This is a genomic window from Paenibacillus sp. 1001270B_150601_E10, from assembly GCF_015558675.1.
Classification (GTDB): Bacteria; Bacillota; Bacilli; order Paenibacillales; family Paenibacillaceae; genus Paenibacillus_B.
Genome location: NZ_JADMOL010000001.1, coordinates 389517 through 406151, shown reverse-complemented (window position 1 = coordinate 406151; position 16635 = coordinate 389517). Strand labels below are relative to the sequence as shown.

Annotated in this window: 14 protein-coding genes and 1 other annotated feature; of the genes, 12 read left to right on the top strand and 2 right to left on the bottom strand. The window is 46.0% G+C overall.

Annotation, left to right across the window (positions count from 1 at the left end; translation table 11 throughout):
- Positions 1–39 precede the first annotated feature (39 nt).
- Complete coding sequence (nagZ, locus tag I2H74_RS02055; RefSeq protein WP_195571211.1) at positions 40–1674, top strand: beta-N-acetylhexosaminidase; 1635 nt, start codon at positions 40–42, stop codon at positions 1672–1674.
- A gap of 164 nt (positions 1675–1838) precedes the next feature.
- Here nagZ and I2H74_RS02050 read toward each other — a convergent pair whose 3' ends face one another.
- Positions 1839–2309 (bottom strand): DinB family protein, encoded by a 471-nt coding sequence (locus I2H74_RS02050; protein WP_324253975.1) that lies wholly within the window; start codon positions 2307–2309, stop codon positions 1839–1841.
- A 564-nt stretch (positions 2310–2873) separates the two neighbouring features.
- On the opposite strand from I2H74_RS02050, the gene I2H74_RS02045 reads away from it, so the two are divergent.
- The 8 genes from I2H74_RS02045 (at position 2874) to I2H74_RS02010 (ending at position 12025) form a co-directional block, all read left to right on the top strand.
- A complete protein-coding gene (locus tag I2H74_RS02045) occupies positions 2874–5102 on the top strand; it encodes a stalk domain-containing protein (RefSeq protein WP_229106289.1) in 2229 nt (742 codons plus the stop codon).
- Positions 5103–5236: 134 nt separating this feature from the next.
- Positions 5237–5677, top strand: coding sequence for a Fur family transcriptional regulator (locus I2H74_RS02040; protein ID WP_195571206.1), 441 nt, complete (start codon positions 5237–5239; stop codon positions 5675–5677).
- A 1-nt stretch (position 5678) separates the two neighbouring features.
- Positions 5679–5960: a membrane protein insertion efficiency factor YidD gene (yidD, locus tag I2H74_RS02035; RefSeq protein ID WP_195571204.1), complete on the top strand. Its 282-nt coding sequence runs from the start codon at positions 5679–5681 to the stop codon at positions 5958–5960.
- Between the two features lie 93 nt (positions 5961–6053).
- Positions 6054–6332 (top strand) — a binding site (T-box leader).
- 96 nt (positions 6333–6428) lie between these two features.
- Entirely contained in the window at positions 6429–8405 is a 1977-nt protein-coding gene (gene metG / locus I2H74_RS02030) for a methionine--tRNA ligase (protein ID WP_195571203.1), read from the top strand.
- A gap of 275 nt (positions 8406–8680) precedes the next feature.
- Positions 8681–9649, top strand: coding sequence for a metal ABC transporter substrate-binding protein (locus I2H74_RS02025; protein ID WP_195572099.1), 969 nt, complete (start codon positions 8681–8683; stop codon positions 9647–9649).
- A gap of 39 nt (positions 9650–9688) precedes the next feature.
- Positions 9689–10435, top strand: a complete 747-nt coding sequence (locus I2H74_RS02020; protein ID WP_195571201.1) for a metal ABC transporter ATP-binding protein — start codon at positions 9689–9691, stop codon at positions 10433–10435.
- A gap of 24 nt (positions 10436–10459) precedes the next feature.
- Positions 10460–11269 (top strand): metal ABC transporter permease, encoded by an 810-nt coding sequence (locus I2H74_RS02015; protein ID WP_195571199.1) that lies wholly within the window; start codon positions 10460–10462, stop codon positions 11267–11269.
- Between the two features lie 39 nt (positions 11270–11308).
- A complete protein-coding gene (locus I2H74_RS02010) occupies positions 11309–12025 on the top strand; it encodes a cytochrome c biogenesis CcdA family protein (protein WP_195571198.1) in 717 nt (238 codons plus the stop codon).
- A gap of 64 nt (positions 12026–12089) precedes the next feature.
- Here the strand turns inward: I2H74_RS02010 and splB are convergent, their stop codons facing one another.
- A complete protein-coding gene (gene splB, locus I2H74_RS02005; RefSeq protein WP_195571196.1) occupies positions 12090–13217 on the bottom strand; it encodes a spore photoproduct lyase in 1128 nt (375 codons plus the stop codon).
- Between the two features lie 222 nt (positions 13218–13439).
- Here splB and mntR point away from each other — a divergent pair, with 222 nt between their 5' ends.
- From mntR to I2H74_RS01990, 3 genes are all read left to right on the top strand, one after another.
- Complete coding sequence (gene mntR, locus I2H74_RS02000; protein WP_195571194.1) at positions 13440–13865, top strand: transcriptional regulator MntR; 426 nt, start codon at positions 13440–13442, stop codon at positions 13863–13865.
- Between the two features lie 95 nt (positions 13866–13960).
- Positions 13961–15514, top strand: coding sequence for a family 10 glycosylhydrolase (locus I2H74_RS01995; protein WP_195571192.1), 1554 nt, complete (start codon positions 13961–13963; stop codon positions 15512–15514).
- A 115-nt stretch (positions 15515–15629) separates the two neighbouring features.
- Positions 15630–16622 (top strand): patatin-like phospholipase family protein, encoded by a 993-nt coding sequence (locus I2H74_RS01990; RefSeq protein ID WP_195571191.1) that lies wholly within the window; start codon positions 15630–15632, stop codon positions 16620–16622.
- Positions 16623–16635 lie beyond the last annotated feature (13 nt).

The following is a 16635-nucleotide window of genomic DNA, read 5'->3' as shown; positions in this document are numbered from 1 at the left end:
TTCCATACTGCTGATATCAAAGGATAAGGGTGGGGTAAGATGAAGAGAGAGCAAATGACGCTAGAACAGAAAATTGGTCAAATGGTGATGTGCGGATTCCAAACACCGGAGATTGACGATTGTGCAAAAGCATTGATTGAAAAGTATCATGTGGGCGGCATTATTTATTTTCGTCGGAATGTATTAAATAAGGAGCAAGTGGGACAACTGTCGCTTGATCTTCAAGAACTGAATCGCAAGCATACAGATATTCCACTGTTCATTAGCATTGACCAAGAAGGCGGCATGGTTGCTCGCATTGACTGGGATGACATTACATTGATTCCTAGCAACATGGCAGTAGGAGCTGCTCGTGACGAGAAGCTTGCCTATGAATCTGGCCGCATTTGCGGAGAAGAACTGCTTCGCATGGGGATTAATATGAACTTTGCTCCAAGTGTGGATGTGAACAACAATGCAAAGAATCCGGTCATCGGTGTTCGATCCTACGGTGAGAACCCAGAGCTCGTATCCAAGATGGGCGCAGCTCAGATTCGCGGCTTGCAGGATGCAAATGTAGCTGCGACAGCGAAGCATTTTCCTGGTCATGGAGATACAGCAGTAGACTCTCATCATGGTCTTGCGTCTGTGCCACATGATGAGGAGCGTTTGTTCAACGTGGAGCTTGCTCCATTCGTGAAGGCGATTGAAGAAGGCGTTGACTGCATCATGACCGCACACGTCATGTTCCCAGCCTTTGAACCAGACAGCATTCCAGCGACCATCTCAAGCAAGGTGCTTACTGATCTTCTTCGTAAGCGTCTTGGATTCCAAGGAGTTATCGTTACAGACTGTCTTGAGATGCACGCGATCTCTAAAGAGTACGGCATTCCTGAAGGCACTATTCGTGCCGTTCAAGCGGGAGCAGATCTTATCCTGATTAGCCATCGTTATGCCGAGCAATCGCAAGCGATTGAAGCATTGATTCAAGCTGTTCGTGATGGCCGTATCTCGGAAGAGCATATCGATGCTTCCGTTGATCGTATCCTTGCGCTCAAAGCGAAGCGCAGCATGGATCAACTGATCACGATTGATGAATCTTATGCGGCAGGCTTTGGCTCCAAGGCATCTAAGGCTGTTGTCGAGCAGATTAACGAGAAGAGCATTACACTGGTTAAGGATGAAGGTCAGCTTCCTGTTGCGAAAGAAGCACGTACTATCGTGATCTGGCCTGAGGTGAGACAGCGTACAGAGGTGGATGAGCCAATCGTTCAATCCTATACGCTGGCTACGGCACTAGCTGAGCATATGCCTCATGTTGACGAATATCGCATTGGTACGTATCCGGACGAGGACGAAGTACAAGCGACGGTTGCGCATGCAGAGCAGTATGAACAGGTTATCGTCGTGACATACAATGCGGTGGCAACTTTGCATGAAGGTCAAGTCAGCATCGTGAAGCAGCTTGCAGCGAATCCGAAACTGCGCGTTATTGTGGCGGCTTCTCGCAATCCATATGATTTGAACCAGTTCCCAGAAGTAAAGACCTATGTATGTGCTTATGAAAATCGTCCAATGATGATGGAAGCTCTTGCAAAAGCTCTGCTTGGCGACATTCCATCTGTTGGACAACTGCCAGTTACGATTAATGAGCAATATCCATATGGCTATCATACTCAATTACAAAATCAATAATTGATATCTATTCAAATAGAAAAGAAATGCTCACTGTTATCTGGTGAGCATTTTTTTATTGAAACTCTTGATGTACGTCCAGGCAAATAACATCCTGATCAGCATGACAGTGTGAAGTAACGGAACCTGTGAATTAAGCTCAGCAAGCTCGTCTCGGGCAAAGTTTACTCGAATAAAGCAATCTTAGGATCATGGTGCAGCGTATGTACGAGGATGGCATGCAGTTGGCCGCGGTGATGATACAGATGAGTAAGTATCTCCAGCAGCCATTCATAACGGGTGTAGGTCACGCCCCAGTAAGCGGTTATATTCTCAGACAGCTCGTTCTCCGTATAAGCGAGATAACGTACGCGTAGAGCCTCATAATTCTGATGGAGCGCTTGTTTCATCTCATGCAGCTGATTCAGCTGATGCTGAACATAGAATTCGGCCATAAACGGCTCAGAAGCGCCATCTCCAATATGAACATCTGCTAGGCAAATAAGACTAAGATGCTCAAGCAATTCACCAATCGAGTGCTTGTCTGGTGTAGGGCGGAAGGATAGTTCGGTCTCATCTAGCTGCTCCATGATCTGGAGGATAGACGATATAGCGACATGGATGTGATGTAATGCGCCTTGGGTGTATGGATTCACAAAAAGGTCTCCTTTATTCATAATGATTAGAGATCGAAAGCGATCCTGGTGAAGTTTGCAGCGTAATCTGCTTGCTTAAAGTGACGAAGAAGAGTTGCAGCATAGAAATCGAGTTCGAATCGATGATATCAATTAGAAATGAAACAAGTTAACATGATTGTTTCAAAAAAACAGAAACATACGTTCTGATTATTCGGTGAATTAACCTTACTATAATCACCTAAACATTGTCAATCCAACTTGCTTAGACAAGGAAAAAGTTGAACACTCGTTTCCCGCATAGGTCAATATTTTGGGAATATTGATTTACGGAATCTAGACTAAATGTTAATATATAGTTTGTTTTTAAACAGGAGAAAGGTGTTGTAAGCGACAGCGAATCATGTCCTAATTGAGTTAGTCCATAGGGATTTGAGTAAATAAAGACGAAAATGCCATAAGCTTACAGCAACTTTCTGCCGGGTTATACGTCTATGATTATGTATGCATGAACACAGGGATGTTCACATGCATGAACATGGATACATTTAAACGCAGATATTGATGGATGAGGAGAACGGGATAATGGTGAGCATGAAGTGGAAAAGTCTGCTGTTAGCTTGTTTGCTGGCAACGCAGCTAACGGGAGTTGTAACCGTTGCTTCAGCTGAAGCAAGCGTGCCGACTCAAGCGAACAAACAACAGACGACGAATGAACAACAGCAGGATCAATCAGCAACTCTTACAGAGCAGCAGCAACATGATCAGCAAACAGTGAGTGAAGAAACGGGCTCAACTGAAGATGGGCATACATCGTCTACAAATGGTGATGGCACAGATGGTGCTGGTCAATCAAACAATCAAGGTACAGGCCAGGATCTAAATAACGGAAAATCTCCGGTTAATCCGAACAGCATTGATACAAGCATTTATGGCGACGACGTTCTCGTAATTGTAGCGAACAGCAATCTGATGGTGCAAAACAATGTGGAGTACCGTGCACCACAGCCGATTACAGTAAAAAACGGCGTATCCTTTGTTTCCTTGCGTACACTTGTTGAACGCTTTGGCGCTAAGCTTGATTATGACAGCAAGACGAAGGAATCCATTATATCCTTTGCGAACAAGGAGCTTCGCTATCAGATTGGTACGAAAAGCTACAAGGTCGATGGCGTACCAACACAAATGAGCGGAACGTCCTACCTTCAGGATGGCACCTTTATGGTACCCCTTACATCCGCTTTGCAAGCTTTCCAGATGCCTTATAAATGGGAAGCATCAACGAAGCGTATTATTGTAAATCTAACAGCAGAGCCTGTTGCAAAGTTCACAATTGGGCCTAAAGATATCTATGCCACGCAGACAGAAGTAAAAGTCACGGATGAATCCTATCATCCTCGCGGACTTCAAATTATCAACCAAGAGTGGACGGGGCTTGAAACGATTTACTCCGAGCCAGGACTACATACTGTAACGCTTCGCGTTCAAGATGAAACAGGTGCATGGAGTGAACCATACAGCGAAACTTTTAACGTATTGCCAAAGCATGAGCCGCCTATTGCTGATTTTAAAACGGATAAAGAAACGTATAAAATGGGTGAGCTCGTTCAATATACAGATCTTAGCTCCGCTGACCAAGGTTCAACGCTCGAATACGAATGGAACAACAACAAGCCTGCATTCTTTGAACCAGGCCGCTATACGATTACTTTGCGTGTAACGGACAATCTTGGCTATCAGAATGAAATTGCGAAGACTATCACGGTAACGAATGATCTTCTTTACACGTTTGAAGAGTTCAATCTCGTGTATTCGAAGCCAGGAGAGGTGTACGACTTCAAGGGCAGCTCCATTACAACGATGAAGCTTATAAAGCCGACGATTCGTCACAACCAACGCACGATGTTCCGTTCGAACAGTCCGGAATCGATTAAAGAGAACGGAATTATTTATCAAGATACCATCACTGGCGGTACACGAATCTTCATGCATCATAAGAATGCAACAGCGAAGAATATGAATCTGTACATCGTCGTGAAAAACATTTCCTCTACGCCTACAACAGTAGAAGTAGAGCATTACGGACTGGCTGGTCCGAACCCATATCCGCAGGAAACAGGCAAGCGTGCAGCGGTTAAATACTTTGACTCCTTCCGCAATATTAGTGGGTCGATGTCTCAGCAAGTATTGAAGCCAGGCGAAGCTAAGGTATTTATCCCAGAGCTTAGCCAAGTTCCATTGAAGCCTGATCATATCTATTCCATGTATGCAGATTTCTTTGCAGACAACAATGTTCAGTACCAAATTGTCGCGCTGGAATCCGGCAAGGATGTGCTAAAGGAACTGTCTAAGCTTGATATCCTTGAATCCAATGACAATCATATTCGCGGAACGTTCAACAATGCAGACCGTACATTCACGGTGGATGAGTTGATTGGCGACACGACTTCACGCTTAGTGTTCGGTGACAATACGAATGACCCGATTATTCAGGGCTGGGACGCTGTTACAGGACAACAAAAAAACAATGCAGGTAACTACGGCGTATTGTATAAAGTGAGCTTAAATCGTGTTGCCCCTAACACGGCGATTTCCTTCAACGGACGCGGAGGCTCTTATGCGGGTGCACTGCTTGTAAATGGAGAGACGGTTCAACTGCCAACCAACGGTGTATTGCGCGATGCGAATAAAGCTAACATCGTTTACCGTACAGGAGATAAAGAAGAAAAGGTTGAAATCTTGTTTACGCCGGCTGCAGGAAGCTCCATGCCAGTAAACTTGATCTTCCAGCCAATTCCCAAACCGCACTCTTAATTCATTATACTTGAGCGACAGCTAACTAGCCGGGGGCCCTTGACTCCCGGCTAGTTCTTTTTTTATGAAGATGGAAGCCCTTGGTTTGACAAGAAAACAGAGATGGAGCATTATAGAAGCAGGAGGGGCTTATAATGTTGAACACTCAAGAAATGTTGGATCGTATGTCGGAAAAAGGACTCAGAATTACTGATCAACGCCGTACATTGGCGAAGCTGTTTGCAGAGACGGACGGGTATTTATCGCCAAAGGATGTTTATGAGTATATGGGTCGCCAATATTCCGGATTGAGCTTTGATACGGTGTACCGTAACCTTAGAGTGATGCATGAGCTTGGAGTGCTGGAGCAGATTGTGTTTGAAGATGGCATGAAGTTCCGCGTTCATTGTGCTGCAGGCGAGCACCACCATCATATGATTTGTTTGCAATGCGAGAAGACGTATCCAATTCACTTTTGTCCAATGCCGATGACAGATGTTCCTGGCAGCTTCCAAGTCGTAAAGCACAAGTTTGAAGTATTCGGCTACTGCGAAGCTTGTCAGTCACTTGAGCATCATGCAAAGACAGGTGAGTAACATGAATGATTCTCAAGAATCAGAAACTGTTGGGCAGGAGGAGGAACGAAGCGTTGGCAAGCGAGTCGCGCAAGCACCGGTGCTGTTCTATCGGCGTTATATATCGCCCCTGAAGCCGCCAACGTGCAGATTCTATCCGACATGCTCTGCATATGCCCTGGAAGCAATTGAAGTTCATGGCGCTCTCAAGGGGAGCATGCTTGCCATGAAGCGAATTGCAAAGTGTCATCCGTTCCATCCAGGAGGAGTCGATAAGGTTCCCCCGAAGAAGCATTCGGAATAGGAATCGAGGATGACCTAGCTGGGCATACTCATGAACTAGAAGTGTCCTTGACAGGAGTACAATCCTTGCGATATATTGTTGTTTATATTATGTATATCCCCAATGAATGGATGAGTATGAGGTAGAGCCATCGCAGAGAGCCGGCGTTGCTGCGAGTCGGTATGGTCCGTCTTCAGAATATGGTCCAGGAGGGTCCTGATTCGAGCGTGTCCTGCTTTAGTAGGCAGTAAGGATCAGGCGGTTGATTCCCGTTATGGAGTCTAGGCTGTAGGAACAGCCACAATGAAGCCGTTTGCCGCTGCAATCTTTACATAACGATCAGGCAATCGGGAATTTGGGTGGTACCACGTGAGTTAAACTCTCGTCCCAAGCGGATGAGAGTTTTTTTGTATGCTTTTTTAAGATAATCCGTTTAGAAATGCAGAGAATGGGTTGAAGCATTTTAAATTGCCAAGGAGGTCATCAAGTATGTGTGAGAAAAAGACGTTTTATATCACAACACCGATCTATTACCCGAGTGCTAAGCTTCATATAGGTCACGCCTATACGACGGTAGCCGGTGATGCAATGGCACGCTATAAGCGCTTAAATGGCTATGATGTACGTTACCTGACGGGAACGGATGAGCATGGTCAAAAGATTGAGAAGAAAGCAAATGAAGCAGGCGTTACGCCTCAGCAATTTGTAGACGATATTGTTGTTGGCATTAAGGATCTGTGGAAGAAGCTCGACATCTCCTACGATGACTTTATTCGTACAACAGAAGACAGACATAAGAAAGTTGTAGAGAAGATCTTCGATCAGCTTGTTCAGCAAGGGGACATCTATAAAGGGGAGTATGAAGGCTGGTATTGTACATCCTGTGAGTCCTTCTTCACGGAACGTCAATTGGATAATGGGCGTTGTCCAGACTGCGGAGGCCCTGTTGATCTTGTGAAGGAAGAGAGCTATTTCTTCCGCATGAGCAAATATGCGGATCGTCTTCTGAAGTATTATGAGGAGCATCCAGACTTCATTCAACCGGAATCCCGCAAGAATGAGATGATCAACAACTTTATCAAGCCTGGACTTGAGGATCTTGCTGTGTCCCGTACATCCTTTGATTGGGGCGTGAAGGTTAAGGGCGATCCTAAGCATGTGGTCTATGTGTGGATTGATGCTCTCTCCAACTACATTACAGCGCTTGGCTATGGCACAGAAGATACAACACTTTATGATAAATATTGGCCTGCTGATGTGCATTTGGTAGGAAAAGAAATCATTCGATTCCATACGATCTATTGGCCGATTATGCTGATGGCGCTGGACCTTCCATTGCCAAAGAAAGTGTTTGGCCATGGCTGGCTCTTGATGAAGGATGGCAAGATGTCCAAGTCCAAGGGCAATGTCGTTGATCCTGTGAAACTGATCGATCGTTACGGTCTTGACGCTCTCCGCTACTATCTGCTTCGTGAAGTTCCTTTTGGGTCTGATGGTGCGTTTACACCAGAAGGCTTTGTAGAGCGCGTGAACTTTGACCTTGCAAACGATCTTGGCAACTTGCTTAATCGTACTGTTGCGATGATCGATAAATACTTTGACGGTGTTATTCCAACCTATGAAGGCCATGTTACAGCCTTTGATAAAGCGCTTGAGGACTACGCAGAAGACACCTTGAACAAAGTGGATGCTGCCATGGAGAACATGGAGTTCTCCGTAGCTTTGACGGCACTGTGGCAGTTTATCAGCCGTACAAACAAATACATTGATGAAACACAGCCATGGGTGCTTGCGAAGGACGAAGCGAAGATCGGCGAGCTTGCATCCGTGATGAGTCACCTAGCAGAAAGCCTGCGCATTGCATCGATCGTTCTGCAACCGTTCTTGACTGAAACTCCTGCGAATATTTGGAAGCAGCTGGGCATTGCTGCTGGTGAACTAACAGCATGGAGCGCAGCGCGTACATTTGGCTTGATTCCTGCAGGAACGAAGGTAGAGAAGGATCAACCGATTTTCCCTCGCCTTGAGGTCGAAGTAGAAGTAGCAGCTATTCTATCTGATATGGGTGGTGCTAAAGCGCAGGCTGTGACTGCGGAGCCGGCGAAAGCTGAGGCTGTTGAAGCAGAAGAGGTTGAACATCTACCTGAGATCGGTATTGACGACTTTGCGAAGATTGAACTTCGCGTTGCACAAGTAAAGCATGCAGAGCCGGTTCCTAAAGCGAACAAGCTGCTTCGCTTGGAGCTTGATCTTGGCTATGAAGAGCGACAAGTCGTTTCCGGCATTGCTCAGTATTACAAGCCAGAGGAGCTTGTGGGCAAGAAGGTTATTGTTGTCACGAATCTGAAGCCAGTTAAGCTTCGCGGCGTATTATCCCAGGGCATGGTGCTGGCAGCATCCAAGGATGGCGAGCTTACGCTTGCAACGGTTGCGGACGGCATGCCTAACGGAGCGATTGTGAAGTAATAGGCGAAGACGAATTACGTTCATATGAGCGCAATAGCCGCTGCACTTGATGAAGAGTGCGGCGGCTATTTGCGATTATATCTTTCTCCAGGGCAGCTAATAATAAGGGCAGCTTATCAGCCTCTAGGAAAACTAATAGTATTCATTACGAATAAAGTCGTTGACAGATCCAATCCCCCTGCCTATAATCTTAATAGTAATCATTACGAACAAGATAAGCGTATGAATTACATAGAACAGGGAGCAAAAGGAGAGATTCGTGAGTGAGAGGAACAATGAAGAGGAAGCCTGTCCTGTATGTTGTCACCATTATGATGCTTGGTCTGCTCGTATTTGCAGCAGGCTGCGGGAATACAAGCCAAGGCAAGATTGTAGAGGGAAAAGTAAATGTCGTAACCAGCTTTTATCCTTTGTATTATATGGCAAGCGAGATTGGCGGCGAAGAAGTGAATGTGATGAACTTGATTCCAACAGGGGTCGAGCCTCATGATTGGACACCTAAGAGCCTTGATCTCCAGAATGCATCGAAAGCGCAGCTGCTTCTATACCAGGGTGCTGGCTTTGAAGGTTGGATCGATGACTTCAAGAAAGGCTTGGATGCCAATTCTCAGGTTAAGATGGTGGAGGCAAGCCAAGGCATAAACTTGATTCAAACGGAGGAATCCGAAGAAGAACATGATCATGCAGCAGAAGAAGAGCACGATCACGATCATGACCACGGTGGTTTGGATCCACACACTTGGGTAAGTCCAAAGTCGGCCTTGATAATGGCGAAGAACGTAAAGCAGGCGTTAAGTGAAGCAGACCCTGCTCATGAAAAGCTTTATGAGGAGCGTTATCAAGTCCTTCATAAGAAGCTTGAGGAGCTTGACCAGAAGTATACGGATCAGCTGGCCAATGTCACGCATCGAGAGATCGTCGTATCCCATCAGGCATTTGGATACCTAGCACGCGATTATCAGTTGACTCAGCATTCGATCATGGGCTTGTCGCCAGAGGCTGAGCCAACCGCACAAGAAATTGTTAAACTTTCCAAGCTTGTGAAGGAGAAGGGATTGAAGTATATTTTCTTTGAAGAGCTTGTTACAGATCAGCTTGCAAGCACGCTTGCTAGTGAAGCGGGAGTGGAGACACTTGTCCTGAATCCGCTTGAAGGTCTGACGCAAGAGCAGGAGCAGGCTGGAGATACGTATATTTCACTCATGGAGAGAAATCTAGAGAATCTGGTCAAAGCTCTAAAGTAAGCGGAATCGCTTCTACAGCGAAGAAAGTGAGCGTATGACATGAATGAACTCAATCAATGTCACAATGAAATTATATCGCTTCAGCATGTGGCATATCGATACGAAAATCAAAATGTATTTGAAGACGTCAACTTTAGCGTCTACGAGCGCGACTTTGTTGGGCTGATCGGCTCAAACGGAGCGGGCAAGACCACACTGCTGAAGCTTATGGTGGGCTTGCTGAAGCCGACAGCAGGTGATGTGCGGCTCTTTGGTACTCCTGTACAGCAGTTCAAGGATTGGGAGAGAATCGGCTACGTTCCTCAAAAGAACAGCTTCAATCCTCTTTTTCCGGCAACGGTCATGGAAGTTGTGCAATCTGGCATGTATAACCGGCGGAATATGTTCCGTCGGTTATCTCATCAGGATAAGGAAAAGTGCCATGACGCGTTAAAGGTCATGAAGATCGAGAATTTAGCAGACAAACGAATCGGCCAACTGTCAGGCGGTCAGCAGCAGCGCGCCTTTTTGGCACGTGCAATGGTCAACAAACCGGAGCTTCTTATTTTGGATGAGCCTACAGTCGGCATCGATATTGAAACACAAAAAGACTTTTTCAAGCTTCTCCAGCATCTACATGCCCATCATCAGATGACCTTTATCATGGTTTCTCATGATCTGGAGTTAGTCAATTCATGGCTTGGATCCGAGCCTGTGCAATGCTGCGGCAAGCTGAACTTTTATCGCAAGCATTCCCACGAGCAGCCATGTGCAGAGCAGGATCTTACGCATAGCGTGATGGCTTAATTCCATTTCAGAAAAGGAGAACTTATGTTAATTGATATATTGTCCTCACAGTTTTTTCAGCGTGCGCTGCTCGGCGGCGTGCTAATCGGCGTTACGGCACCGATGCTCGGCATCTTCTTGGTGCTGAGACGATTATCCATGATAGGGGATACGTTAGCCCATGTCACGATTGCGGGGGTTGCGCTCGGCTTCTTGGTAGGTGTGTATCCGATAGGAGCGGGCTTGGTATTTGCCTTGATTGGTTCCTTTGCCGTGGAGAAGCTTCGCAAAGCATATAAGACTTACGCGGAGCTATCTATCGCGGTGATTATGTCAGGCGGGGTCGCGCTTGCGTCTTTGTTCTTTACCCTTGGCCGCAATTTTAACGCGAACGTGAACAACTACTTTTTCGGCAGCATCTATACTTTGAACAGCTTGGACCTTGTCGTAGTCGGTGTTGTTACGCTTATCGTCATCGGGTTCATGATCATCTTCTTCAAGGAAATGTTCCTATTAAGCTTTGATGAAGATACGGCAGCTGTAAACGGCCTTCCGGTTCGTTGGTTCAATATGGCCCTGACCGTGCTAACGGCATTAGTCATAAGCGCGGCGATTAAGATCGTTGGTGCGTTGCTTGTATCCGCGCTATTGACGATTCCAGTGGCGATTAGCCTACTGATTGCGAGAAGCTTCAAAAAAGCGATTATTGCTTCTGTTTTCGTATCGGAGTTTGCTGTTATTGGGGGCTTAATCGCTGCTGGCGTATGGAATTTAGCGCCAGGTGCAACAATTGTGCTTCTTCTCATTGCCATTCTTATCCTAACGATGCTTGTACGCAAGGGAGTTAAGGTATAAACTGTCAATATGACCAAGTGACATGGAGGCAGTGAACCTATGACTGTTACGATCTGGATTGCCTTTTGGGCGGGCATGGTTTCCTTTATATCGCCTTGCTGCTTGCCTTTATATCCGTCCTATCTGTCGGTGATTACCGGGATGTCGGTGAATGAGCTCAAAGAAAACCGGACCAAGCGCGAAGTACGTTGGAAGACGATTAGCCATACCTTATTTTTTATTCTTGGCTTTAGCGCAGTCTTTTACACTCTTGGGCTCAGCGCTGGTGTATTTGGAAGCTTGCTTGTTCAATACCGAGATGTCGTTAGACAGATCGCAGCACTACTTATTATTTTTATGGGATTATTTTTAATCGGAGTCTTTCAGCCGCAGGTTCTGCTTAAGGAAAGAAAGTGGCAGCTCGCTGGCAAGCGAGGCAGTTATTTAGGGTCATTTTTATTCGGGATTGGCTTCTCCGCTGGATGGTCTCCATGCATTGGACCAATTCTTGGCGCGATCCTTTCTTTAGCGACACAAGACCCAGGATCCTGGTTCTGGTTGTCCACGGCTTATGCGGTTGGTTTTGCCATCCCGTTTTTCATTCTGGCGTTCTTCATCGGTTCAACGAAGTGGCTAACCAAGTACTCTGCGATGCTCATGAAGGTTGGCGGGATATTTATGATCATCATGGGTGTGCTGCTCTTTACGGATCAGCTAACCAAGATTAATATCTGGCTTTTGCAGTTTACGCCGGATTGGCTGCTGAATAACACGTAAATGAAGGAAGAGAAGACCACATGCTGCGGCAGGTGGTCTTTTTTGTATAGAACTTTTCACAGAGTTAAGTAAAATACAAAATGCGAGCGGTCGGGAAGTAATAATAAATACGTTCGGATATATATTCTTTAAGTTCCTTCGCTTGCTCATCTGGGTAGACGTATTTGCCTTGTCCATAGCGTCCCCATTTGTATTTGCGCTCTTCCTCGTTCATGATCAGCTTTGTATTAGGATAGCGCTTGAGGATAACGGATTTGGCTGTTTTGGTAAAACGATGCTGTATAAGTTCAAAGGAGAGATCCCAAGTCAGATCCTCCGGCATTTCCTTTCTTAGCCGTGCAAACAGCTGATCATAGCCTTCTTTCCAACCTTCATAGCGATAGATCGGGGCAACCAGGAAGCCGAGTGGGTAGCCTGCGCGTGCAATCTTTCCGGCGGCCTCAAGCCGCTCCTCGAATCTCGAGGTCGCAGGCTCAAAGTTGCGGATGACGTAATCCGCATTGATACTGAACCGTACTTCGGTATGCTTGTTGTGGTCAAGCCTAAGAAGTGGTTCGACGTGATGGAATTTCGTTACGAATCGTAGCCGACCATACTCTTCTTGCGCCATTTTTTCGATTAAAAAAGAAAGGCTGCCTGTTATATGCTCAAGGCTGAGCGGATCAGAGGTGCATGAGGCTTCAAAGCGCGTGATCTCAGGTGCGCGCTCCGCAATGTATGTTTTTGCAGCATTCCACACGTCATCGGTGTTGACATAGACCCGAATGTACGGCTTTGCCCCAAGCGTTGTCTGAAGGTAGCAATAATGGCAATGCCCAACGCAGCCCGTACCGATCGGAATCGCATATTCTGCGGACGGCTTCGATTGATCGAATGTCAGTGTCTTACGAATGCCGACGACGAGGGTACGCTTTGCAAGGCGATATTTTGCTGTTTCGGTATCCCCAGGGAAGTTCATAATGCGATTATGAGATGTGGTCATTTGATACGGAATTCCTTGTTCTTGGACCCACTTCATAATATTCTGCCCCTTGGGGTAGTGTAGAGCATCTGGTTCAAAATAAACTAGATCAGGAATAAAATGTCCGGTTCGTTTTTTTCTCCGAGATGATGATTCCTTCTTGTCGTCTTTCTTATCGTCTGGATGCTGCTTTCTCGCGTGAATGACCTTGGATTCCGTGATCGTAGGCATAGTACGATTCCTTCCTTTTGCGTAAAATGAATGTTGAACACCGTGTCACCCGGTAATGATCTTTGTTAGTGTGAGCGAATAGCACGTGAAAAACGACTGGTAAAATTCAAAAAAAGCCGCTTAGGTTGAACTTGGTGATCAAACCATGTAAAATAGTAAGAGTTTCTTAGAACGTTATTCATATGCATGTCGGCTTTGAATGTGAGGAAATGAGGGAATTTGATGCCAACACCGAGCATGGAGGATTATTTGGAGCGCATCTATCAGCTTATTGATGAGAAGGGCTATGCCCGCGTCTCGGATATAGCTGAGGGACTGGAGGTTCATCCTTCATCCGTGACAAAGATGATACAAAAGCTCGATAAGGATCAATATCTGATCTATGAAAAATATCGCGGTCTTGTATTGACGAGCAAAGGAAAGAAAATCGGCAAGCGGCTCGTAGATCGACATCAGCTGCTTGAAGAATTTTTGGACATGATTGGTGTTCAGGAAGAGTATATTTATAAGGATGTCGAGGGAATCGAGCATCATCTTAGTTGGGACTCCATAGCATGTATTGAATCGTTAGTTCAATACTTCAAGGAAGACCCGAACCGCGTAAAGGATTTACTCAGCATTCGTGCCGAATTAGATAAAGAATCCTAAAAAATCTGTTTCAAGCGAAACAGATTTTTTATTTTGCGCGTCTAACTATATATGAATCTATGATTCAGAATACATATGAATGGGAGAATGACAACATGAAGAGTTGGAGACAGAAGCTGCTGCTAGGGATGGCAGCTCTGGTCATGACAACGCTGATCCCTTTTGGATCGGTGGATGCAGCGTCGGAAATTCGCGTATTGATCGACAATAAGAAGCTCGCGACAGATGTTCCGCCATACATTGAGAACAACATTACGATGCTTCCTTTCCGTGCGATTGGGGAAGCGCTTGGCGCATCTGTTGAATGGAAGCCTCAAGAGAAGCGGGTGGAGTTCAGCAAGGAAGATAAGCTTATTCAGCTAACGATTGGGGAAAGTAAGGCCATCGTAAATGGACAAAGCGTCTCCTTGGATCAAGGCGCAAAAAGCAAAAGTGGCCGTACGATGGTGCCGCTTCGATTTATAGGGGAAAGCTTAGGTGTACAAGTGAATTGGGAGAAGGAAACTCGTACCGTTCGAGTTGTTACTGGAGAAGAGCAGCAGCATCTTCAAGACGTTCGAGGAGCTTGGATCTCTACGGTGTACAATATTGACTGGCCTTCTGACCCGAAGAAGGGCTTTGATGCCGAGAAGCAGAAGCAGGAATACACGGCACTGCTCGACAATTTGAAGGAGATGGGACTGAATGCGGTTTATGTGCAGATTCGACCTACAGCTGATTCCTTCTATCCATCGAAGCTGTTCCCATGGTCTCAGTGGCTTACGGGAACACAAGGCAAGGACCCTGGCTATGATCCGCTTGCCTTCATGATTGAAGAAACGCACAAGAGAGGCATGGAATTCCATGCGTGGTTCAACCCTTATCGTGTAAGTGTGCAGAACGATATTACGAAGTTATCTGCTGATCATCCAGCAAGAAAGAACCCGGATTGGGTTGTGAAAAATGGCAATCTGCTCCTATTTGACCCAGGCAAGCCGGAAGCCCGCGACTATATTCTAAAAGGCATTATGGAAGTCGTAACAAACTATGATATCGACGGCATTCATTTTGACGACTATTTCTATCCTTATGGTACAATCCCGTTCGAAGACGAAGCGACCTACAAGGAATACAATAAAGTGTTTTCGAATAAAGCAGACTGGCGCCGCAATAACGTCAATCTTTTTGTTCAGCAGGTCGAAAAGAGCGTCCATGCGGTGAAGCCAGAGGTTCAATTCGGTATTAGCCCATTTGGCGTATGGCGCAACGCTAGTGTTGATCCGACAGGCTCCAATACAAAGGCTGGGATCACAAGCTATGATTCGCTCTATGCGGATGTGCGCAAGTGGATTCAGAACGGCTGGATCGATTATGTCATGCCTCAAGTATACTGGCATATCGGTCACAGTGCCGCTGACTATAAGACCGTCGTCGATTGGTGGCTCAAAGAGACAGAAGGCACAGGTGTCGAATTGTATATTGGACATGCGGCTTACAAGCTGGCTGATCCTAACGAGAAGGACTGGGCAACGGCTGATACGCTGATTAAGGAACTGGACTATATCAAACAGTATGATCAGATCTCAGGAGCCATATTCTTCAGCGCGAAGGATCTTGTCAAGAATACGAAGCAGGTAGGAGATCGGTTAAAAGAATATTATACGAAGTAGGAATAGCGTATATACGCTATCTTTAAACATAACCCTCCCAGAAGATGCATACATAACAGTATGAATGATTAGCATTTATCTGTTCGTGATCTCGTTTCCCATGGGAGGGGATAGTTTGGAGATCAATGCGGTTTTTGAAGGCGGTGGAGTCCGCGGCATTGCCCTTGCAGGAGCAATTCGTTCTGCGGAGCTTGTGAATCTTTCCTTTAAACGAGTGGCGGGAACGTCATCAGGAGCAATCGTTGCTTCTCTTGTTGCTGCGGGTTACAGCGCGGAAGAGATGCGGGATATTATCTTAACGATGCCTTTTAAATCCTTTTTAAAGAGAGCTCCGATCTTTAATGTAAAATGGATAGGCCCTGCGATTCGTCTTTTACTTCGAAAAGGGCTCTATAGTGGGGATGCGCTGGAGCAGTGGCTCGATGGGCTGCTTGCGAAGAAAGGCATACGAACCTTCGGTGATGTAGACCATGATCGCCTGCGTATCATTGCCTCGGATATTACCAATGGAAGAATCGTTGTATTGCCTCAGGATTTACCCCAGTATGGCATAGACCCAAAACATTTTCCGATCAGCAAAGCCGTTCGCATGAGTACAAGCATCCCATACTTCTTTGATCCTGTCATGCTCCGTGAGCAGCTGAAACATGGGCGGAAAAAGCCGTTTCGGAAGCCGTTTACTTACATTGTGGATGGCGGTCTCCTAAGCAACTTTCCGTTATGGCTGTTCGAAGAAGAGACAGATCCGCGGACGAATCGAATGATTCCAACGATCGGATTTCAATTAGTTGGGAAGCAGGATGGTCAGCCTCACTCCATCCATGGGCTCATATCGATGCTGCAGGCAATGGTGGAGACGATGCTCTCTGCTCACGATGAGCGTTATATCGAACAGAAGAATCGATATCGTACGATTAAGATCCCGACACTTGGAGTCGGCGTTACGGAGTTTGAGGTATCGAAGGAAAAGAGCATAGAGCTGTATGGATCAGGTCTTGAAGCAGGAACTGATTTCTTTGATGCTTGGACCTATATGCAGTATGAAAAAATGTTTAAGCAGTATGCGGCTGCAATTTGCATTTCCACTAAAAAAGGAGAGGACCATTAAGTCCTCTCCTTTT